17 protein-coding genes and 1 pseudogene are annotated in these 23,106 nt (G+C 32.0%); 7 read left to right on the plus strand and 11 right to left on the minus strand.

What is annotated here, in order from left to right:
- The 3 genes and pseudogenes from AABL81_RS12260 to AABL81_RS12270 form a co-directional block, all read right to left on the minus strand.
- A pseudogene (locus AABL81_RS12260) lies at positions 1-1,014 on the minus strand (hypothetical protein); the annotation flags it as partial.
- Positions 1,015-1,437: 423 nt separating this feature from the next.
- Positions 1,438-2,061 carry a helix-turn-helix domain-containing protein gene (locus AABL81_RS12265; protein WP_341341174.1) on the minus strand — a complete coding sequence of 208 codons (624 nt, stop codon included), beginning with the start codon at positions 2,059-2,061 and terminating at the stop codon, positions 1,438-1,440.
- 530 nt (positions 2,062-2,591) lie between these two features.
- On the minus strand, positions 2,592-3,167 hold the full coding sequence (locus AABL81_RS12270; protein ID WP_341341175.1) for a hypothetical protein: 576 nt from the start codon (positions 3,165-3,167) through the stop codon (positions 2,592-2,594).
- 828 nt (positions 3,168-3,995) lie between these two features.
- Between AABL81_RS12270 and tnpA the strand changes: the two genes are divergently transcribed.
- The 3 genes from tnpA to AABL81_RS12285 all read left to right on the plus strand — a co-directional run bounded on the left by tnpA (position 3,996) and on the right by AABL81_RS12285 (position 6,881).
- Entirely contained in the window at positions 3,996-4,283 is a 288-nt protein-coding gene (tnpA, locus tag AABL81_RS12275) for an IS66 family insertion sequence element accessory protein TnpA (RefSeq protein ID WP_445929831.1), read from the plus strand.
- The gene (gene tnpB / locus AABL81_RS12280) at positions 4,283-4,621 is read left to right on the plus strand and encodes an IS66 family insertion sequence element accessory protein TnpB (RefSeq protein WP_341341177.1); all 339 of its coding nucleotides are present in this window, start codon (positions 4,283-4,285) and stop codon (positions 4,619-4,621) included. Before tnpA ends, tnpB begins: the two co-directional genes overlap by 1 nt.
- Positions 4,622-5,927: 1,306 nt before the next feature.
- Entirely contained in the window at positions 5,928-6,881 is a 954-nt protein-coding gene (locus AABL81_RS12285; RefSeq protein ID WP_341341178.1) for an ADP-ribosylglycohydrolase family protein, read from the plus strand.
- 329 nt (positions 6,882-7,210) lie between these two features.
- On the opposite strand, the gene AABL81_RS12290 is transcribed toward AABL81_RS12285, so the two are convergent.
- From AABL81_RS12290 to AABL81_RS12310, 5 genes are all read right to left on the minus strand, one after another.
- Positions 7,211-8,332, minus strand: coding sequence for a hypothetical protein (locus AABL81_RS12290; RefSeq protein WP_341341179.1), 1,122 nt, complete (start codon positions 8,330-8,332; stop codon positions 7,211-7,213).
- 407 nt (positions 8,333-8,739) lie between these two features.
- On the minus strand, positions 8,740-9,645 hold the full coding sequence (gene rluF, locus AABL81_RS12295) for a 23S rRNA pseudouridine(2604) synthase RluF (RefSeq protein ID WP_341341180.1): 906 nt from the start codon (positions 9,643-9,645) through the stop codon (positions 8,740-8,742).
- Between the two features lie 48 nt (positions 9,646-9,693).
- Positions 9,694-10,527 (minus strand): alpha/beta hydrolase, encoded by an 834-nt coding sequence (locus tag AABL81_RS12300; RefSeq protein WP_341341181.1) that lies wholly within the window; start codon positions 10,525-10,527, stop codon positions 9,694-9,696.
- A gap of 45 nt (positions 10,528-10,572) precedes the next feature.
- Entirely contained in the window at positions 10,573-11,352 is a 780-nt protein-coding gene (locus AABL81_RS12305) for a zinc ribbon domain-containing protein (protein ID WP_158210395.1), read from the minus strand.
- A gap of 2 nt (positions 11,353-11,354) precedes the next feature.
- Positions 11,355-12,449, minus strand: coding sequence for a Nif3-like dinuclear metal center hexameric protein (locus AABL81_RS12310; RefSeq protein WP_341341182.1), 1,095 nt, complete (start codon positions 12,447-12,449; stop codon positions 11,355-11,357).
- Between the two features lie 71 nt (positions 12,450-12,520).
- Between AABL81_RS12310 and lpxK the strand changes: the two genes are divergently transcribed.
- Together lpxK and AABL81_RS12320 are read left to right on the plus strand one after the other, a co-directional pair.
- Positions 12,521-13,546 carry a tetraacyldisaccharide 4'-kinase gene (gene lpxK / locus AABL81_RS12315; protein WP_158210393.1) on the plus strand — a complete coding sequence of 342 codons (1,026 nt, stop codon included), beginning with the start codon at positions 12,521-12,523 and terminating at the stop codon, positions 13,544-13,546.
- Complete coding sequence (locus AABL81_RS12320; protein ID WP_341341183.1) at positions 13,518-14,330, plus strand: purine-nucleoside phosphorylase; 813 nt, start codon at positions 13,518-13,520, stop codon at positions 14,328-14,330. The genes lpxK and AABL81_RS12320 overlap by 29 nt, the downstream gene beginning before the upstream one ends.
- 564 nt (positions 14,331-14,894) lie before the next feature.
- Here the strand turns inward: AABL81_RS12320 and AABL81_RS12325 are convergent.
- Positions 14,895-16,670: a MutS-related protein gene (locus tag AABL81_RS12325; RefSeq protein WP_341341184.1), complete on the minus strand. Its 1,776-nt coding sequence runs from the start codon at positions 16,668-16,670 to the stop codon at positions 14,895-14,897.
- Positions 16,671-17,064: 394 nt separating this feature from the next.
- On the opposite strand from AABL81_RS12325, the gene AABL81_RS12330 reads away from it, so the two are divergent.
- Entirely contained in the window at positions 17,065-19,461 is a 2,397-nt protein-coding gene (locus AABL81_RS12330; RefSeq protein ID WP_341341185.1) for an erythromycin esterase family protein, read from the plus strand.
- 59 nt (positions 19,462-19,520) lie between these two features.
- Here AABL81_RS12330 and AABL81_RS12335 read toward each other — a convergent pair whose 3' ends face one another.
- Positions 19,521-20,780 carry an NAD(P)/FAD-dependent oxidoreductase gene (locus tag AABL81_RS12335; RefSeq protein WP_341341186.1) on the minus strand — a complete coding sequence of 420 codons (1,260 nt, stop codon included), beginning with the start codon at positions 20,778-20,780 and terminating at the stop codon, positions 19,521-19,523.
- A 587-nt stretch (positions 20,781-21,367) separates the two neighbouring features.
- Here AABL81_RS12335 and AABL81_RS12340 point away from each other — a divergent pair.
- The gene (locus AABL81_RS12340; RefSeq protein WP_341341187.1) at positions 21,368-21,892 is read left to right on the plus strand and encodes a transposase; all 525 of its coding nucleotides are present in this window, start codon (positions 21,368-21,370) and stop codon (positions 21,890-21,892) included.
- Between the two features lie 273 nt (positions 21,893-22,165).
- Here AABL81_RS12340 and AABL81_RS12345 read toward each other — a convergent pair whose 3' ends face one another.
- On the minus strand, positions 22,166-23,053 hold the full coding sequence (locus AABL81_RS12345) for a bifunctional 5,10-methylenetetrahydrofolate dehydrogenase/5,10-methenyltetrahydrofolate cyclohydrolase (RefSeq protein ID WP_158210387.1): 888 nt from the start codon (positions 23,051-23,053) through the stop codon (positions 22,166-22,168).
- Positions 23,054-23,106 lie beyond the last annotated feature (53 nt).

The following is a 23,106-nucleotide window of genomic DNA, read 5'->3' on the forward strand; positions in this document are numbered from 1 at the left end:
CTCTGTGACATACTTGATATAATCATTGATTGTATTAAAGGTACGACCATCTACTGTAATAGGCCCTTTAGTAACTATCTCTTCAAAATTATTAATTACACCTCCAACAACATCAATAGCATAAATTCCTTTAGATAAATTTAAAGGATCAACATTAGAAGGAATAATATCATTATTAGCAATCAAATATTCTTCTGAAACATAATACTGCTTATTAGCTACAGTAATAATCTCAGTTTTACTCTCATTTGCAGTAATTACTTCTTTAATAGAAACTTCTTTCCTTTCTCCTTCTTTAGTTACATATGTAAGTTTATCACCATCATAATAAACATTTCCTCCTACATACGTTCCTTCTAAATAATTTGTGATATGTTCTTGAATAGTTTTATTATTAATAATATCACCAAACTTATTAATAACTGTTTCTTTTATTTTTATACGAACTCCTTCACCAATAATATTTCCATTGCGATCTACTGAATTTTCATTATAATAAATATAATCTCCAGTTTTTTCGTCATGTACTATTGTAGTTAATTTCTCTTTGATTTCTTGTTTGATAATTTTATCTCCATCTTTTACATAGGTATAAAACTTATCTCCTTCATAGATAACATTGCCTTCAGTGTTTTTCACAATATTTTTGATGATATTTTTAACCTTATCACCATCCATATTTACAATTTCTTCAAAATTGTTTACTACAATTTGTGGAATATCTTTATCAGCTGTTAAGCGTGACCATTTATCTATATCCCAATAGTAATAACCTGGAGTAATATCATTTTGTTTTTTTGTAGCATAGACTAATAAACTTTGCACATTGCCGTTTCTAATTGTAACCTTATCCTTTGTGCTTTCTAATGCAACATTAGGAATTAATAAACCACGGTCTTTTGATTCAATTAATAATTCTGCAGATTTATTAGGAGTTGCTGTACCAATTCCTACTTGGGCATTAGTAGCAAAAGTTCCCAATAAAAGTGCAACAGGGAGTAATCTTTTTTTCATATATTTTAATATTGATTATAGATATTTCATGAAATATCAATTTTAAAAAAACATAGTCAAAACTACTATTACTCAACGTTAAATATGGTATACAATAATCGAAATACGTGACTAACAAAGAGTTGTATCGCATATTTAACACACCTGTTTTTTATGCAACTTTAATTAATATTATAAAATTAATTAGTTGAAATCAGGTAAAATAGGGCTTAGAGTATATTAAGATCTGTAACCAAAACAAAATCGACAAAACAAAATACCTAAGTAAAAAAGGACATAATAGGTATTATTAAATCGATATAAAATAATTATTATTTAATGATATTTCATTTTGAAACTATTTTATTAGAATTTGAAACAAAACTCAAGTACTATTTTATCAAAAAAATAAAGATTAAACTTCAAACTATTCTAAATTGTAATTTATTTCTTCAATAACTCTGAAGGAGGAAAACCATAAACATTTACAAAAGACCTATAAAATGTTACTCTTGAGTTAAAACCTGATAGCAAAGCCCATTTCTCTATACTCAATTCCTCATGATTATAATCATGTAAAGTAATAACAGCATATTCAATCCTAATACGATTGATATACTGATTAAAATTAGAGGCCTCACTACTTTTAAAAAAAGAAGACAGTCTAGTCTTAGGAATATTAGTGACTTTAGATAACCTATGTAAACTTAAATTAGGATCTAAAAACAAACGATTCTCAATCAATTTTTCATTTAACACTAAACTAATATATTGAAAATCATCTTCTTTATTCTCTTGAGTCACATCTTTCTCTTCCACAGTTACTACAACTCCCTCTTTTTCCTCATCTATATCAATACATTCATATTCTACTTCCACCACACTAATCTTTAAGTCAATAGTAGAAGGCTGTAAGCTTAGTAGTTTATTGGTATTCTCTAATTTTACGTTTAATAGCTTACCTATTAAATATATACAACTAGAAATAATAAGAATTAAAGTACAACCTAGATAAATAAACAAAGGATTAATATCAAAACCTCTTTCTTTAAAATCTGGTAACATCATAATAGATTCAAAAAAGAAAACTATGAGAAAAACAACTATAATACTCTCATTTCTTATGCGTACAGAAATCTGTACAAGAAGGTAGTAACATACTAAAACATATACAATTCCAAGAATAACACTAACAATAGCGCTATAATAATTAAATATCTTTATCTGTTCTATCTCTTCACTTATATAATACGAATAACCAATAATATAGATAAATGATAATAAGCTGACAATATATTGTAAATAAAACAAGTACTTTGATCGATCAAATAGTACATAGAAACAAATAGGTCCATTAAATAAATTTAATAAAATGGATATACAAAAGAATTCAGCTGTAGAAAGATAATTGTAAAGTAGCCCAACCAAAAAGTTAATAGACAATAAAATGCTAACTTCTACTAATCTTTTTTCATATTGGACAAAGAGTTTAATTCTCTTTATCAATACAATATAAACAACAGCTATAACAAGGAATACAAAATAAAACATATAATAAATTATTGTAACTAATCTTATTTTTTAATAGATAACCTACATTAAAATACTCTTGTTGAATTATTTTCTTTTTTATACGAAATAAAATAGATTAAAATGCTAATAATAAATACTGTAAAAGCTATAATCTCAATTAGAATTGATGATTTAACAACAAATATTTCTAATTCTTCAATATGATATTTAAGTATAAAGACTTCTGAAAATAAAAAAAATACTTTAAGAATAAACAAGAAGAAAACAACATTTAATAACTCTCTAAAGCCAATAAAAAGATTGAGAATCTTAGCCTTATTAATCCAAACAAATAAACAATAGATTACTGTATAAAATATAAAAACAGCAAATTCTAACCATGGTTGAAAGTTTAAAAAAAAAGTACAACAAACAAGTGCATTTAATATTAAGAGCATTTTAACTTCATGTCTAAACACATTCTTATTTTTCTTAGCATAAACATTTAGTATAATGAATAGAGAAATAAAAGGTAAGAAACTAAACTTGCTGTCTTGTTTTATAAGCTTAAATAAACCAATAGATAAAGCAGCTAGTGAATAAACTAAATTTATAAAAATCAAACTAAATCTAATCTTAAAAAATATAAGTTCGTTTTTCATAAAATCTCTTTTTAATAACACTACAAAGTATGTGAATTTTACACAAAAAACATTAAGAATAATCGCATTTAATGAATTAAATATTTCATATATACACATTCTTCCTTATAAACATCTTAAAAAAATTAGATTAAAAAAACATTATATATTTAATAGAATAAATTCCTGAAATAAAACCACATTGATATTAGGAAAAAAAATATAAAAGTGCAAATAATGTTAATTTTATTTTTTAACATATCTATATCTACTTACAACTACACAATCAGATGGTCCTAATAAATTGAAACGCTATAGAATCTACTAAAAATGACTATATACAACATCTATTAACTAAAAATAATCCATATCTAAAAAAAGATGATGTATCTAGTATGATGGTTATAAAAATTATAATTCATAATAATGATACAAACTTTACTAGAATAGTAAATCACACATACTTTTTAATGAACTTTAATTATACTAACTCTATAAGAAACTTCGCTAATTCAATTAATATAATAGATAGTGTAAAAGGGTGTTTTGCTATTATTTAATAGTAGAACACCCCTTTTTTATTATAGTTTTTTTGTTTTAGTCTTCTAGTCATTATGCAATGTTAGAAATCATTATTTTTAAATTACTAACTAGTTTTATTATTTTCTTATACTTTAAAATATCATCATCTGAGATTGTAAGACTCCAAATCTTTTTTTCTAAGACATTGATTTTATTAATCATTTTATTTTTCTTAGTCTTACCTCTTTTTTTGTAGGTATCCCCCCGAGCAATTGCATATTTTATAAGCTAATGTAAGGTACTAAGTTTGCTCCAAATAGTAAATAGATGAGTAAACAAGAAATCATGTACTCTCATGTAGAGGATTGGAAAGCAAGTGAATTAACACAATCAAAATATTGTGAAAGTACAGGAATTAAATTAGCATCATTTAGTTATTGGGTAATCAAGTATAAAACAGAATCAAGCCATTCAATAGATAGCAATTTTATAACTATAACAAAGGATCAGATGGTTAGTACCCAAGAGTATGAAATCATGTATCCCAATGGTGCAAAGCTACGAGTACATACTGATAATCTAAGTGAACTATACTCATTAATAAACTTAGTCTAATGTTTAGCTTGAGTAGTTCCCATCAATTCCACTTGTATAAATCAGCCTGTGATATGCGCAAGAGTTTTGATAGTTTATGTGGCATCGTTCAAAACGAGCTTAATCAAGTAGCTCATAATGGTAGTGTTTATGTATTTATTAATCGTCGAGGTAATCAAATAAAACTCTTGTATTGGGAGACAGGCGGTTTTGTGTTATACTACAAACGCTTAGAGCAAGGTACTTTTGCCTTTCCTGTCCATAATAAAACACAGATTACTTGGTGTGATTTGGTGCTCATGATAGAGGAAATTCAGGTTATAAAAAGCAATCAAAAAAGACGGTTTTCCATAAAGTAAAACCTATTAATTCCTTATGTAAATAAGGCTTTTAGCGTATATTTAATATTATATACTAACTACATTACTAGGTTCAGTTAGCAAAAATAGAACTATTTTATTAGTATATATTACCTTTAAAAACAATCATATCATTAACCTATTTATGTTAACTTAATAATCGAAATTCTAAAATATTTAATCTCTAAATATAAAAAGCTGGAAATTCTTATTGCGTTCTTTGGTATGATTCATCTAAAAGATATCTTGGTAATTGTTATCGACAGATGGTTGAATAATAAAAAACTACAATGTATGGAAACAATAAAATCAATTATAAATAACCTATCATTAGGTTATATGCTAAGTCTTTTAGGAAATCTACTAGTCTCATTGAGTTTCGGTATCGAAGGTGAGTTGACCGAAATAATCTGAAAGGATGAATATATTTAAAGAGTAAAATAGAAAACCTGGTTCGATACCGGGACTTACCACATAAAGATAGGTTAGCAATTTACTAACCTTTTTTATTACTATTAATATAAACAATTTTACTATCTTTGGTTTACTCACTTTTTAAGCCGTGAGCTATTAGGTGAGTTGGTTTTCACAAATAAGACAATTGATTGATTTAAAGATATTTACAAGGAGTGGTTCGAATCCTGCCACCCCGACAAAAAGGAATCACTATTTAGTGGTTCCTTTTTTTTATGTGGTATAGTCTGCCTACTTTATAGTATTATTAACATATAAAAGCACGTTTAAAATTAGATATCTAAGTTTTAAACTTAAGATCGAAATCTATATCTAACATTTCTGCCTTACCACACATCTCAAGTAAATTTTGAAGATTAGTAATTTGTTGATCTTTTTTCCTTTCAAATAGCCCCTGTAGTTGTGTTAGACCTTTAAACATACCTTTTGTATTACAAACTTTTTCAGCGATTTTTTGTCTAAGTTCATCTGGATGTTGGGCCTCATTATAAAATTTAAAATCTTTTTCTACTTGTTTTAAATAATCAAATAAACTTGATAAAGGGGAAACACAAAAAAGAGCATTTCAAGTTCACCAATCATTTGGTATAAAGCTCTAAAACACATCATACCTTCCTTCTAATAAAAACAAAAGCTAAACTGAAAAAGTGTTATTTAAAGAAAGTACTGGAAGAGTATATAAATAAAGAGTTATGAAATTATTTTATAACATCTCCTTTAATAAAAGTTTACAAAGGCTTCTCTCAAAATAACAAAGAATCTTTTCTTAAGAGTTTGGGTTGCCATTTATATGATTTAATTTTGAGAAGCAATCTTTAAAAACAAGCGTAAAATGTCCAACTTAGCACAAGATATCCTATTCGGTGTAGCAGTCGCTGATGCTTTAGGAGTTCCAATCGAATTTAAGTTTCCAAATGAAATAGATATGGAATCTGTTAGAACTAATTATCAAAATGAGCCTAATAGACTAACTGGGTTTGGCTCTTGGCATAAACCTGTTGGAACCTTTAGTGATGATTCTTCTCTTACTTTTTGCACAGCTGAATACTTAGCTAACAAAGAAACTAATTTAAATGATCTAATGGATCGTTTCAAAGATTGGATGCAAGAGGGTTATTGGACTGCCGATGGAGACACTTTTGACATTGGAAGAACAACTTTATTTGCTATAGAGAACTTTGCAAATGATTCTAATTGGAAAACAGCAGGACTTAAAACAGAACGCGACAATGGTAATGGTTCAATAATGCGCATATCTCCTTTACTATTACCACTCTTACACGACAAGAGCATTACGGATCCTTACAGTTATATTAGCAACTTTAGTAGTTTAACACACGCACATAAAATAGCCATAGATAGCTGTTATATCTATCTTATCTATGCCAAACATCTTGTTTTAACTAAAGATGCACATCTTGCATATGAAAATCTTATACAAGACTTAGCTAATAGCTATCAAGAAAATGAATACTTTAAGCGTATCTTCTCTCTGAATTTTACAGAGATTGATCCCTGTGAATTTAATAATAGAGGGTTTGTAGTTGGAAGCTTAGAAATTGCTCTTCAAACTATGCTTACTACAAAAAGCTATGAAGAAGCTATTTTAAAGGTTATGTCCTTAGGTAAAGACACAGATACAAATGGGGCTATTACAGGAGCTTTGGCAGGTATTTTGTATGGATTTGAGAGTATTCCTAAGCATTGGTTGAAATCCTTGAAAAGGAAAGAGAATATACGAGAACTTGCTGAGCAGTTGAATATAAAATATAAATTATCACAATAGACAAAATAAAAGAATTAATGACCGATAAATACTGTCAAAAATCGGTCAATGATCTCAAAGAACCGAACCTGTTTACTATTCTTAAATAAAATAAGACATTCAGCTTTTATAGCCAGCTATTACCCTTAATAAAAAGGGTATTTAGGTAATATCTCTATTTATCTATTTATGAGAAGTGATTCAAATCCTATCAGTATAAAAAAGGAACCACTAAATAGTGGTTCCTTTTTTTATACGGTACAGTTTAGTGTTTTAGCAATTATCAATACCAAGTAATTTTAATTACAAACCAACATCAGTCTAAAACCTTTATTAAGCCATCGCTTCTCTTAAAGGTTTACTTTCTTCAACTCCATTTGGATAGTATCCTTATTAAATATCATTTTCCAATGCATTGATTTATCTGTAAGATTATTAATCTGAACAGGAATTGTATCTGGTTGCTGCGGATTATTTTCGTAAGATATGACCTTAAAAGTCTCATCCTGATCATTGTAATGGTACTTCATAAAAAGCGAAATACTATCTACATACGAATATGGATTTGGACAATAATACATCTTACCTCTCTCTTCTATATAAATTGTTTTCCAAGCTAAAGTATCATTTTCCCAAGCTTTTTCAGAAACTAATTCCCCATTACGCAGCATCTTTTCAACGTTCCATTTTCCAAAATACTTTTTTGAAAGATGAACATCATAATTATAATAGACCACAAATAAACAAGGAACCACAATACATAATACACGAGCAATTGATCGTAAAAAATTATTGCCAAGTGAGGGTAGCGTACTTTTGTATTGATTAAAAAAACGTATGATATCAACTTTATGTTGTAGAAATAAATTAACTAATCCACACGTTATTAAGATAGATGTAAATAATGTAATTGGTCCGATAGTATAAAAAACATTAATCAAAACAATATTTAGCATAACCGGTAAGAGTACTAATACACCTAATAAAAGCGTACGTCTAAACAATAAAAGAACACTACCTATTATCTGAAAAAACGCCACAATCACAGCAAGCCCATAAGAGAACCCATAATATTTCCAAGTTAATTCTGGCCCTGTTAGTGCACCTACTAAAGAATCATTTATATGATAGGAATGATTAAAGTTGACTTCAAATATTTTTTGAAAACCAAAGTCTAATAGTAAAAAGGCAATCCAATAACGCAATAGTATTGAAAGCCAAGAAACATATTTTACAGAATTAATATTTTTTCTTTTATGCCAAAAGATAGAAAAACCAATTGAGAACAATACTGACAATCCTAAGGTCAAAAATCCTGCAGGAAGAATAAACTTTGAAAACTTATAAGGCAAAAGAGGCATAACTATAAAAAGGGTCGTATTTATAGCCCCTACAATTGCTAAAAAAGATAGGGAAAACTTAGAGAACCAATTGGTTTTACTCAATTTCTCATTTGAATCGATCGTATTCATTTAATTAATGTTTTAAGGTTATGTTTAGGTATATGCATACCTAACGTTGTTATTGTACGAAACAAAAGACGTAAGGGTTTTGCAAAAAACATATCCGTATTTCATTAAATATGCTACGAATATAATCTTTAATTAAATACTTGATTAAAAAACATTTAAACTCTTAAAAATATTTCATCAAAGAAGTGAATTGTAGTACTTAGGTGTAACTCAGCAGCATTAATTCTTACTTACAAACACACTGAAGTTGTCGTGTTTTCCTTGATCTAACCGCAGGGTTTATAGGCATTACATCGATTGTAATAGTCGTGAAGAAAACGCTATGCCCTTTGGAAGGTAAAAATCCGTAAACAGCCTTGTTTTTCTCGTGAACACATCCCTCTAAAACAAAAAAAGAGAGAATTAAACTAATTCTCTCTTCTTCTTTTACTTAAACGCTCATTTTTAAGCTTTATTTCTCTTGGCTTACTGCTTGTCTTTTCACGATCAAAGTTCCTACGTGGGCGTCTCTCATCTCTTTGTCCAGAATTCTCAGAAGTCATTCTCTTTCTAATACTTTGCTGACTCTCCTCATCTTGATTCAAACTTGCCTCTTCAGTCATAACTGACGGCTCAATCAATCGATTCAATTCTGCAAGTTCTTCTTTTGTCAAATCTCTATACGTTCCAACCGGAATATCTAATGAGATATTGATAATTCGAATACGCTTTAACGCTACAACGTCATAACCAAAAAACTCACACATACGGCGAATTTGACGGTTTAACCCCTGCGTTAAAAATATTCTGAATACAGTTTTACTAATAGGCTCTACTCTACACTCTTTTGTAATTGTGTCTAAGATAGGCACACCAGCTCCCATACGCTGTAAAAAACGCTCTGTAACAGGTTTATTTACCGTAACGATATATTCTTTCTCGTGGTTGTTTTTCTGACGTAAAATCTTATTAACGATGTCTCCATCATTCGTCATAATAATTAACCCCTCACTATCCTTATCCAAACGTCCTACTGGAAATATTCTTTTTGGATAGTTTATATAATCAACGATATTATCTCTAACAGTAGAATTAGTTGTACACTCAATACCAACTGGTTTATAGAATGCCAAGTAAACATTCTCCTCATCATTATTTCGAATCAGTTGACCGTTTACTCTAATAACATCATCTTCACTGACTTTTAATCCCATTTCTGGAACAACACCATTTACAGTAATACGACCTTCTTCTATTAGACGATCAGCTTCTCTTCTTGAGCAATATCCAACTTCAGATAGATATTTATTTAAACGTGTTTGTACTTTTTCCATAGCGCAAAAATAAGTATTTTTCTCAACGATAAAACAATTGGTTGCAAACTAATTGTCTTCTATAAAATCTAAGATAGATTGATAGACAACTTTGCCTTGTAAGGAATGTCCTAATCCTTCTGTAGCAACGATATTTTGGTTTAGATCAACCATCTTTTGATGAAACTTCACACAGTCGGTTTCATAAATAACATCATCACCTTTATCGTGTACAAGTAATAAGGGAATTGTACACTTTTCTACCAACAAATAACTTGCATAAGCTTCTATTGGCATTTTAATAACCTGTTCTACTTTCTGAATTAACCTTTTGTGAATCACTGATCGATACCCCATCATAGTCACATAGTTCTTTACAACACTACTATACTCATCTAAACACCCTAACAAAACCGCTTTCTCAACAGAAGGGTATTGACCAACTGCTAATCGATTTAATAGTGAAAACGATCCTAAGGAATGCGAAATAACACACGTTGGTTGAAAGGTTTTCAAACAGAAGTCAATCATATCAGCATAACCAACAATCGTAATCTTCTTACCTGGCGATAGCCCAAGGCCTATAGCGTCAACAGCAATATAGCGATAGTTGTTTCCAAAATACGTAACCATTGCTTCCCATCGATTAGAATTACTTTCCCAACCGTGAAAAAAAAGAATAATAGGTAAATCAGTACGCTCAGCATTCCACTGATACGTTTGTATATAAGAATCCTTATAAGGCAACTGCGTTTGTGCAGCAGAATTTAAAAAAGGAAATACCTCATCAGGTTTAATCTGTCCCTTACGGGGAGAAGTAAGAAACTTGTAGGATATAGCAACAGCGCGTTCCACTGAAAACAGGGAAATTACATTCACAATAAATCCTACAAACTTCTTCATCTTAATAAATAAAAAAAGCCTCTTAATAAATTAAGAGGCCTTAGATTATAATTTAGCTATAATAGCGTCAATTTTTTCTCTTTCTTCTTCTGCTAATGCACTATCAACTAAGATACGTCCACTGTGCTCATCTGTAATAATTTTCTTACGAGCTGCAATTTCTACCTGTGTTTGTGGTGGAATAGTGAAGTAAGAACCTCCTGAAGCACCACGCTCAATAGAAACAACTGCTAAACCATTACGAACTCCGTTTCTGATTCTGTTGTAAGCAATCATTAAACGCTCTTCGATATCAGTTTTAAACTCTTCTGATTTCTCTAAAAGAATTTTCTCTTCACGCTCAGTTTCAGCCATGATACTGTTCAATTCAGCTTCTTTATGAGCTAAGTGCTCTTTTCTTGCTGTTAATTTTGAATCAGTTTCAGTGATAGAAGATTTTTTATGTTCAATACTTGCTTTCATTTCCTTAATGTTCTTTTCAGCAAGTTCAATTTCTAATTTTTGAAACTCAATCTCTTTCTCTAAAGAAGTGTACTCTCTATTGTTTTTAACCTCGTTTTGTTGCTCAGTATATCTTGCAATAGCAGCTTTAAACTCTTCGATTGAAGATTTTTTATCTTTAATACCCGCTTCGATATCACTTAAGTCTACATTTAACTTTTCTAAGCGTTTGTTTAGTCCAGCAACCTCATCTTGTAAGTCTTCAACTTCCAGAGGTAATTCTCCTCGCATGTTTCTAATTTCGTCAATTCTTGAGTCGATTAATTGCAAGTCGTATAATGCTCTTAACTTCTCTTCAACGGTTAATTCTTTTTTCTTTGTCATCTTTATAAGTAGTTAACTGGATTCGTATTTACTGTTGATAAAATAACTGCAAAAGTAGTCAATTTTTCTGAAAGTTGTCTAACTATATAATTTTTTATATACCTTTCACTTTCAAAGTGTCCAATATCGGCTAAAACTAACTGATTTTCAGCTTCATAAAACTGATGATATTTTAAATCTGCCGTAATAAATGCATCTGCTTTTTGGCTTAATGCTGCTTTTATAGCAAAACTTCCTGAACCTCCTAAAACAGCAACTCGCTTAATCTTCTTACCAAGTAATGCACTGTGGCGAATTCCTCCTGTACCTGTTTTTTCTTTTACCATTTTCAAGAATGCAATTTCATCCATCGCTTCTTCTAATTCTCCTATCATCCCCATTCCCACATTCTGTAACTTATTCTCAAGATTGTAAATCTCATAAGCCACCTCTTCATATTCGTGTGCATTAAACAAGGCGTTTAAAATCTTTCCTTGTAAATGTCTTTCAAACGTAACCTCTATCTTGTTTTCTTGTACTTTCTCTAATACGTGCTTTTCTCCAATAGTGGGATTGCTCTTTTCATTTCCTTTAAAACTCCCCTCTCCTGTCGAAACAAAACTGCAGTTGTCATAATTACCAAGTGCCCCTGCCCCTGCATTAAACAAGGCTGTTCTAATTTCTTCTAACTTATTAAGAGGAGCATATGTAACCAACTTTTGAATATAATTACTTTTCGGAATCAATATCTTGCAGTTTGTAACACCTAATGTATCACAAAATATCTTGTTTACCCCTTCTTGGTGATTATCCAAAGCAGTGTGAATTGCGTAAATAGCGATATCGTTCTTTATCGCTTTAATCACTGCACGCTCTACATAATTCTTACCCGTGATTTTCTTTAAACCAGAAAATAGAATCGGATGAAAACAAACAATCATATTACACTTGCTTTCAATTGCCTCGTCAACCACAGCTTCTAAGGCATCGTGACAAACCAATATACCTGTTACCTCACTATCATAATCGCCAACTAACAATCCTACGTTGTCAAAATCCTCTGCATAGGCCAACGGTGCCAACTCTTCTAACACCGGAATAATCTCTTTTATCTTCATCTTACTAAGTATAATTTTCCTTGAAGTTATTATATTTTCTCAAAGATAAAAAATTTGGTAATTTCGTACCTATGAATCTACTTCGAAACTTACTATTTCCATTTGCCATCTTATATGGCATAATCACATCTATACGCAATTGGTTTTATACAATTGGGCTATTTAAACGTACCTCTTTTTCTATTCCCACTATTGTAGTCGGAAACCTTAGTGTGGGTGGTACAGGAAAAACTCCAATGGTAGAATATATCATTCGCCTATTGCAAAACGACTTTAAGGTGGCTACCTTGAGTAGAGGATATAAACGCAAAAGTGAAGGTTTCTTTTTAGCAGATGAAAACACTACAATGGAACAAATTGGTGACGAACCTTTTCAATACCACCATAAATTTGAAAACATCAATGTAGCTGTAGATGCAAAAAGGGTAAACGGAATCCAAAATATACTAAAACTAAAACCACAAACACAAGCAATTGTGCTTGATGATGCCTTTCAACACTTGGCTGTTCAAGGGGGCTTCTATATTTTACTAACTACTTATGACGAACCTTACTTTAAAGATTATATGTTGCCAACAGGTAACCTTAGAGAATCACGCAAAGGAGCTAAGAGAGCTAATGTAGTTATTGTAACTAAGTGTCCGAAAGATTTAAGTATTGATAATCAGAATATCATCAGAAAAGAATTAAATTTAAAATCAGGACAATTGTCTTTTTTTACGTATATTGAATTCAGTAAACTTGCATATTCAAAGACAGATACAATCTCTGTTGATGACTTGAAAAAAGAAGAATTTATAATGGTAGCTGGTATTGCTAAACCACAAAGTTTCTTTGACCACTTAAAAAGTGAACAAACAACTTGTTTAACCTACCCTGACCATCATCATTTTTCTAAAGCAGATATTGAGTTAATTTTGAATACTGCAAAAGAGCATAAAATTATTACAACAGAAAAGGACTATGTTCGATTAAAAGATGTAATCCCTTCTGAGAAATTATATTATTTACCAATTCAAACTTCCTTTATTAATAACAACGAGGAATTTGACAAAACAATTTTAAACTATGTGGGATCAAGTACAAGAAACGGTTAAGTATCTATCTGAAAAAACAAATTTTAAACCAGAAATCGGAATTGTTTTAGGTTCAGGATTAGGGAATCTAACAGCAGATATTACTATTGAATATGAAATTCCATATTCTGAAATTCCTAACTTTCCTGTGTCTACTGTTAAAGGACATAAAGGAGCTTTAATCTTTGGTACTATTGGAGGTAAAAAAGTAGTGGCTATGCAAGGGCGTTTCCATTACTACGAAGGGTATGAAATGGCTAAAACTGTTTTCCCTATCCGCGTTATGAAATATATGGGAGTTGAAACATTAATCGTTTCTAACGCTTCAGGAGGTGTTAACCCTTCTTTCAAAGTTGGAGATATTATGATTATCACTGACCATATTAACGCTTTCCCAGACCACCCATTACGTGGAGCAAATGATGAGCGTTTCGGACCTCGTTTCGTAAATATGAACGATGCTTACACAAGAACGTTAATCGACAAAGCTTTAGTGATTGTTAAAGATAAAAAATACGATATCAAACAAGGGGTTTATTACGGATTACAAGGACCTACATTTGAAACATTAGCTGAATACAGAATGGTTCGCGTTGTAGGTGCTGACTGTGTTGGTATGTCTACTGTACCAGAAGTAATCGTTGCTCGCCATATGGATATGAAAGTATTCGGTATCTCTGTTATCTCTGATATGGGTAACGAAGAGGGAATCGTTGAAGCACATCACGAAGATGTTCTTAAAGCTGTACAAGCTGCAGAACCTATCGCTCGCGGATTAATCAACGAGTTAATTGCACAAATTTAATTGCACAAATTTAATTGTACTTTTTTTATATTGTTAAAGGGCTATTCTACCAGAGGATAGCCCTTTTTCTTTTACTTATAACGAATTTAATTTTAGCAAAAACCGACAAGTGGTTATTTTGACATCATTTGCTATCAAATGCTATCAAATGCACTATTAACTCCGTACCACTTTTTTACACCAATCTCCTCAAACCCTTATAAACAAAGGGATTGACAGGACCTCATATGTACATTAGTCGTAGATAACTCGGAGATAAGTCGGAGATACCTCACCTAAAGGCCTTTTTCGCGAACAAAATACGACTTATTTACGACTCATTTACGACCAATCCCCGTTTAAAACCCTTGAAAGCCCCGTATTTGCACACTTTCCTGCTAATTCGCCTTAATTTAAAAACAACCCACATTTTCTGTTTTTATATACTTTTGAGCATCTTATATCAGCAATTCAAGCCTCTTTTTTAAACAGCTTACCTATTTCTACTTTCAAAAGAGTACTTTCACACACATAAGGACATAAAAAAACACCCTATAAAGGGTGTTCTATTTTTTAAGAATGCAGTTAATCAATAATCTGCATTTTCTTCATAATGAATGTAGCGTTCTTATTCTGACACACACCATCTCTTATTTTGTAGTCAAAGTGCAAATCGTCTTGTTTAATCTCCACTTCAAAACACTTATTAATCAATATCTCTGGATACTCATCTGTTGTATTACAAACCTCTAAATCGTGTGTAGCAATTACACCATACGTTTTCTCTCGAATCAACTTCATAATAACTCCTATCGTACCACTTTGTTTGTCATCTGAGTTTGTTCCTCTTAAAATCTCATCTAACAACACAAAACAAGGCTCTTGCTGTACCTTTTCTATAATCATCTTCAATCGCTTCACCTCTGCATAGAAATAAGACTCACTGTCTTCTAACGAGTCCGTTAAACGCATAGAAACAAATAAAGGCAATGGGAAGAAAGACGCTTGTGAAGCACAAACTGGAGCTCCTACTCCTGCCAATACTAAGTTTACTCCTACAGTACGTAAAAAAGTACTCTTACCTGACATATTAGAACCTGTTAAGATTACAAAGCGTTGGTCGCTAAAACTAATATCGTTACAAACTCTTTTCTTTTCATTTAACAACGGATGTCCAAGCTCTGTAAAGCTCATTTCTCCATCTTCATTTAAGGTCGGAAAACTATACGTTCTGTTGTTATATGAAAAGTTTGCCAGCGAATTTAAAGCTTCTACTTCTCCGATTACCTCAATTGCAATTGGAACCAACTGTGCTTTCTCGCGTTTCCACTCCAAAAAGCGGTGTAACACGTGAACGTGAAACTGTCCCAATCCGTTAAAAATAACCATCACAAATAAATTGGCTACTGTTTCCATTTGCTCAAACAAACGAGATAACACCTTTAACTCCTTACTGGCCTGAAACGAGTCTTTTCTCAATTGCTTGATATATCCTTTCATCTTTTCTGTTGCGAAAGGCTCTTTTTCAATTCTCTTAATAATGGCACTGTAACTATCTATCGTTTCGTGTACCTTATCAGCCCCGCCTAACTCCGCTTGTATATAGCGTATTTTAGACATCGCAAAGATTAAGTTAAACGTAAAGGAAGTAGATACAATATAACCGTAAACAGTACTATCTGTAATCAAATATAGGATTGATGAAACAAGCAAAATAGCCGGTACTAAATAACTCAACACACGAGTCATTTTACTCATCTTAACTACTTCTGACTCACTCCAAGCTTTTAATCGCTTGAAAGCAGCTTCATCTAAATTAGAGATTTTACTATACGCATTAATCTCCTGACGCCATTCCACTTTTTGAGACAACTCTTTGATTGCTTCTTGATTTAGTAAAATAGTCTTAGTGTCTAAATGCCCTTTTAGCAAGTCTGCTAATTTCTGTTTCCCAATAAAAGAGGCTGTTCTATTCAAATATTGAAAAAGCGATTTTGCTCCAAAAATATCTAAGTCAAATGCGTAAGGATGGTCTGTTGTTTTAAACTCATCTCCTCCTTCAAATGGTCTCGCATCTTCATCTAAAAAGGCTAATTCATCTTTATTAATATCCATCAACGCCTGCATATATCGCATACGCCAAGAATATGATGCGTGTAATCTAAGCAGTGCTAAAAACAAGACTACAATACCCCCTGCTATATAAAGATAAAAATAGTCTGCATTAGAAACTGATAGATAGAAGAAATAAATAATCATTAAAAAAACAATTAATCTAATCGCCCCTACTATCTTATACTTACTTCGAATTGAGTTGTATTTCTCTTCAAAAACTTTTTTTCTTTTGCTATAAATCTCCATTAGATGATTTCTTTTTTGGCTATAATTAGCTCAAATGAGCCTGAACAAATATAGTGTATTAAAATGTTCTATATCGTTAAAAATGCACAAAACAAGAACATCTCTATTTTTTGCAACAGAACTAAAACAAATAAAACTTATATTTAAAATCTAATTTTCTTTGTTGTATTTTCTAACTTATAAAGTTTAAAAAGCAAACAATTATATTGCCTACTACCCAATGTCCCCCTCTCTTATCTTAACGATTGTTCTAATAAATAATACAAAAGTCTTCCTTGTAATTGTTGCCTTTTCTATCAATTGAACAATTATGACGTTTAATCAAGCGAACAATAGTGTACAATAAAAAATATTTTTACTTGTTATATATACGATAACCAACAAAACACATATAATGAGATTACTTATGACCTTTATCTCTTGTTTTATGCTAACCTTAGCAAACGCACAAGAGCTACAAACAAAGCCATTATTACCCCCTGATTCTAAAGACCTTTCTGATTTATCATTTTTAAAAGGTGAATTGCAAAACAAGCAAATGGTTATGTTAGGGGAACTTACCCACGCCTATACTACAATTTTCGAAGCTAAAATCAGAGTATTTCAATATTTACACCAAGAGTTAGGATTCAACACCTTTGCTATCGAATCACCGATGTATGACATTTATAAAATGAATCAACAAGGATTTGATGCTGATGTGTTTAACAATGCTATCTGGGGTGTTTGGAGTCAAGATGATGCATTTCAAGAACTTGTACAATATATTGAAACGAATAACATAAAGGTAATTGGTTTCGACTCTCAGATTCAAAATTCGGCTAATTTTATAGAGGACTTCTTTGACTTTTGTGAGCAACACAAAATAGCAATTAAACTGGATCAAGACGACTTAGGTATTGTTTTAGAAGGACTACTTGAAAATGCGAAATACGACAACTCGGATATTAAAGCAACTGCTTTTTTGAAAGAAATGAACCGCATTATCAAACAAATAGAGCTTCTACCTGATTCTGATACTACTTATCATTGGCAACAGTTTACCAAAGGAGTTTTAGCGGTAGCAGAAGACGTTATTACTACTAAAGAACCTATTCTAACAAGTGATTTTGCTACTAAAGATCTCAATATTAGAGATAAACAAATGGCCGACAACCTGTTGAGCTATAGCAAGAGAAATCCAACAGAAAAGATTGCGGTTTGGGGTGATAATATCCACGTAATGTACAGCAACCCAAATAGTGGTAATGTGTATGCACGCGAGTTTGTATCGATGGGTAAACACATTCAAGATGCATTACAAGACAAGGTGTATAGCTTGGCAACATTACACGCTAACGACTCCATATTTGACTCTTCTACAAAAATATGGCATGAAGCACCTATTGCTGCAAATTCTTTTGAAGAGGAATTAGTTCAGCTTGGTACTCCTAACCTGTTTATCTCCTCTAATCAAGAGGCAATGCACCAACCTAAATCGACTCGATTGTTGCATTATGTTGATTTCTCTACAGAAAGACTTGACTTATTTCACGATGGCTACTTATTTATACACAAGGTAAGTAGTCCTTATATAGACTTTAATAAAAGAAAAAGCGCAGCAAAAAAGCCTGAAATCACAACGACAGAACAAGCTACTGTAACCTCAGAAAAGTTCATTGGTCAATTGATTGACAAATACACAAATCAACCTATTGCTTATGCTACGATAATTCTGAAGGATCTCGAGTTGTATAGAGTAACCGATGAAAATGGGTATTACGAATTACCGTTTGTACCAAGTGCTCAAGCTAATGCTACTTTTGAAGTACAAGCTATGGGTTATAACCCACTTCTTGTGTCACTCCACAAGCTACAAAAAACAGAATTGGTAGAACCAAACTACGAGGAGTTAGCTGAAATTGTTATCAAAAAACAACTCAGTGCCAAGGAGATTGTCAAAGCGGCAATTGCAAATAAAGGTAAAAACCACCCTGATAGTCCGTATAACTTTATGAGATATAGCAGAACGATAGAAAATGTAAACGATAAAAACACCTTAGATTTAGAACTTATCACCAAAGATTACGACCAAGGGTATTTATCTTCTTTTATTACGACTCAACGCCTTGAACAAATTAATTGGAACAATAAAAAAGATAAAAACTTAAAATACGTTTCTCAATTATTACAATTTAGAGAAAACCCAATTCGCTATGCAAATATCTTACACAAGCGAAAATACAAGAAATTCAAACTAAACTTCATTGAGTCTAAAGATGCAAACGAAGACAATTTATACATCATTGCTTTTGAAACAGATCGTGACAAATGGAATTACACCAATAGAACTTATCCAACGAAATATTCAGGTGTTCTATACATCGACAAAGAGAGTTTTGCTATTATAAAAGTTATCGAGAATTGGGAAATAACGCTAAATGAAGTTGAAATAGCTAAAAGATTTAAAGGCTATCCTCGGTTTGCAGATGTCATACAATTTGTCTCTAAAGAGGAGAATATCACTTCTTTTGCCAAAGTGTTAGATGACAATAAATATTATGCTAATAGCTACTTTAATCGTGCCTTCAATGAATATACTAATAAGGAGAATAAAAAAGGAAGCAATGTTTATTTGACCGACTCTTATGCATACGATTTTACAAATGAGAATATAGATGTAATCCCTTATGAGCATAGAGTAAAAGACCTGACCCGATTTGATAGAGCGACCTACGACAAAGTTTTCTGGGACAACTTCTTTCAAGAACATCCAGACTTTGTGCTAAAAAATAAATACACAAAAGAATAAGAGCATTTATTTAAACATAAAAAAGCCACAATGTTGATTGTGGCTTTTTCTATATGCGATTAAACTTGTTCTCCTTTCATCATTTTCTCCCAATACAAATAAGGCAATAAATGTTTCTTCAACATCCATAGTCTCCAATGTTCTTTATGACTTGAGAAGACAAGCATTTGTTTTAACTTCGGGTCTGGGATAAACTCATTTTTATAGTTGAACTCTGCCAACACCATTTTTCCATATCCCGTAACCAGCGGACAAGAAGAATAACCTTCGTATCCCTTGTTGTCAGCTACTTTCTTTTGGATTAGCTTATAAATATTATCAACTACAACCGGTACTTGCTTACGCACTGCTGCCCCCGTCTTAGCGGTTGGTAATCCAGCTACATCTCCTAATCCAAAGATATTAGCAAACTTCTTGTGTTGTAAACTATTCAGATCTACATCTAACCACCCTGCTTCATTAACCAAAACAGACTCTTTCACAAACTTAGGCGCTGTTTGAGGTGGCGCTAAGTGTAAAAAGTCGAACGACATTTCTACCACACCATCTTCTAATTGACGAACAGCAGTATCATCTGACGTTACAAAACAATGGTTGTCTTGTGTATTTGTCATTTTGAAGTAAACCTTCTTATTATCTGCATCTATCTTAATCGGATTGTGAAACGGTTTAAAGTCGATACCATATCGCTTCACGACATCCATAAGTGTATCTGCAATTTTCTTTACCCCAAATATCACGCTACCTGGCATTGGAAAATAAACCTTTGTCTTTGTGTCCAATCCGTTCTTGCGGAAATAATCACACGCTAAGTACATAATCTTTTGAGGTGCTCCCCCACATTTAATAGGTGTACTGGGTTGTGTAAAAATAGCTGTTCCCCCTTTAAAAGCTTGCAACTGTTTCCACGTATATTCAGGATCAATGTAATTACTACAAACCACCCCTTTATCTACTGCCTCTTGCAGTCCTTCTATCATTGTTAAATCGTTCACCAAACCAGGGCATACCACCAAATAATCATACGTCAATACCGCATTTTTATCTGTTGCCACACTATTGTTATCCACGTCAAAAGAAACCACCTTCTCTTTAATCCATTCCACACCAGTTGGAATTAAATCCTTTGTATTTCTAATTGTCTTTTGCTTGTCATACGCTCCCGCACCAACTAATGTCCACGCAGGCTGATAATAATGTAGTTCAGAAGGATCTATAATTCCAATTTCAAGAGATGAATCCTTCTTTTTCAGCTGAGCCGCAGTCATAATTCCCGCAGTACCAGCCCCTATAATTAATATTTGATAATGAGTTTTCATTTGTTTGATCTTTTTTGGTTGGTTACCAAAATATAAAAATATACCCTTTCCTTCTGTAACATTTGTTACAAACTAACCAACACTCCTTTATTTTTACTATTAACGCAAGACATACATCAAATCGTATTATTTAATGTAATTACTCCAATCACCTAAATAGTTTATTTATGTTTTTCGCAATCAAATTTACAGTAATTATAAGGGGTATCGCAATTTTTGAAGATTAAAAACACAAACAAGACCATCCTATACAATATATCACAGAAAACAATCCCCCAACACCCCGGCATAGACGCGATACTTCGCGTCTAACATAATACACACAGTAAAATATCATATAAATATTAAACACACAGCATATCGGTAGAGACGCGATACTTCGCGTCTAACATAATACACACAGTAAAATATCACCAAAAAATTAAACACACAACACATCGGTAGAGACGCGATACTTCGCGTCTAACATAATACACACAGTATAATTTTACATAAATATAAAACACACAACACATCGGTAGAGACGCGATACTTCGCGTCTAACATAAAAAAGGAATCATTTTTGTGATATATAATCATAAAAAAATATGTCTAAAAAATATAATAACACTTTTAGAATACCTTCTGCACGAGCTTCTTGGTGGGATTACAGTAAAGACGGGACTTACTTTATTACTATATGCACTAAAAATAAAGTACATTATTTTGGTAACATCGTTAATGATGAAATGGTGCTGAATGATTTAGGAAAACAAGCTTTTAAATATTGGGAAGAAATTACCAAATATCACCCCTACGTCTTAATTGATGCATTTATCATAATGCCCAATCACATACACGGCATAATTATTATAGATAAACCATATCAAAATTTGGAAACACAAACAAATAATCAATTTGGTCCTCAATCACAAAATCTTAGCTCCATAATAAGAGGGTATAAATCTGCTGTTACCAAATATGCGAAATGTAATTCAATAGTCTTTCAGTGGCAACCACGTTTCTATGACCATATTATAAAAAACGCCTTTTCATATCAGAATATTGTAAACTACATTTATATGAATCCGATGGATTGGTATAAGGATAATTTTAATATTGGAAATAAATAATATTGGAAATGCAAACCTCTATATCTCCAAAACATAAATAACAACACAATAGGATTTATTTGGAGACGCGAAGTATCGCGTCTCTACTGATAATCTAAACGCAAATACTCCTCTGAAGTAATATTGGAAATGCAAACACACAATACATTCAAACAGCATATCGGCATTGGCGATACTTCGCGTCTAACATAATACACAAGACCAATTATTAAACATAAAAAAAGAGACACAATCTCTTGTGTCTCTTTTCTATAATCTAAATACGAAATGTGCTTATTCTCCTTTAAGTGCTTTACGAGAACGCGCTAATAGTGTATTTTTTAATAACATTGCAATTGTCATTGGTCCTACTCCTCCAGGAACAGGGGTAATGAATGCTGCTTTTTTACTTACCTCGTCAAAGTCAACATCACCAGCGATAACGTATCCTCTTGGCGCATTAGCATCAGCAACACGAGTAATTCCAACATCTACTACTGTAACTCCCTCTTTTACCATATCTGCTTTCAAGAAATGAGGCACACCTAAAGCAGAGATAATAATATCTGCCTCTCTTGTGATAGCTTCAATATTCTTAGTACGGCTGTGCGTTAAGGTAACAGTAGCATCTCCAGGATACCCTTTTCTACTCAAAAGAATACTCATCGGACGACCCACAATATGAGAACGACCAATTACTACTACATTCTTTCCAGCTGTTTCAACTTTATAGCGCTCTAACAACTCCATGATTCCATAAGGCGTAGCAGGCAAGAATGTTTCCATTTCCAATGCCATTCTACCAAAGTTTGTAGGGTGAAAACCATCTACATCTTTGTCAGGGTCGATTGCTAATAAAATCTTTTGTTCATCGATGTGTTTAGGCAAAGGCAACTGAACAATGTACCCGTCAATAGCAGGATCAGCGTTCAATTCTTTTACTTTAGCCAACAGTTCATCCTCTGTTGTGTCTTCTGGTAAAGCTACTAAAGTAGATTCAAAACCTACTTTCTCACAAGACTTAACCTTACTTCCTACGTAAGTTAAACTTGCTCCGTTGCTTCCAACAAGTACTGCTGCTAAATGAGGAACTTTCTCCCCGCGAGATTTCATCTGTTGAACCTCAACAGCAATCTCATTCTTGATATCTTCCGATACCTTTTTTCCGTCTAGTAGTTGCATTAAAAAATAATAAGTGTGTGTTGTTATATATGTAAACTAAAGAAGGTTTAAAC

This window comes from Myroides sp. C1519, assembly GCF_038039755.1.
GTDB lineage: Bacteria > Bacteroidota > Bacteroidia > Flavobacteriales > Flavobacteriaceae > Flavobacterium > Flavobacterium phaeum_A.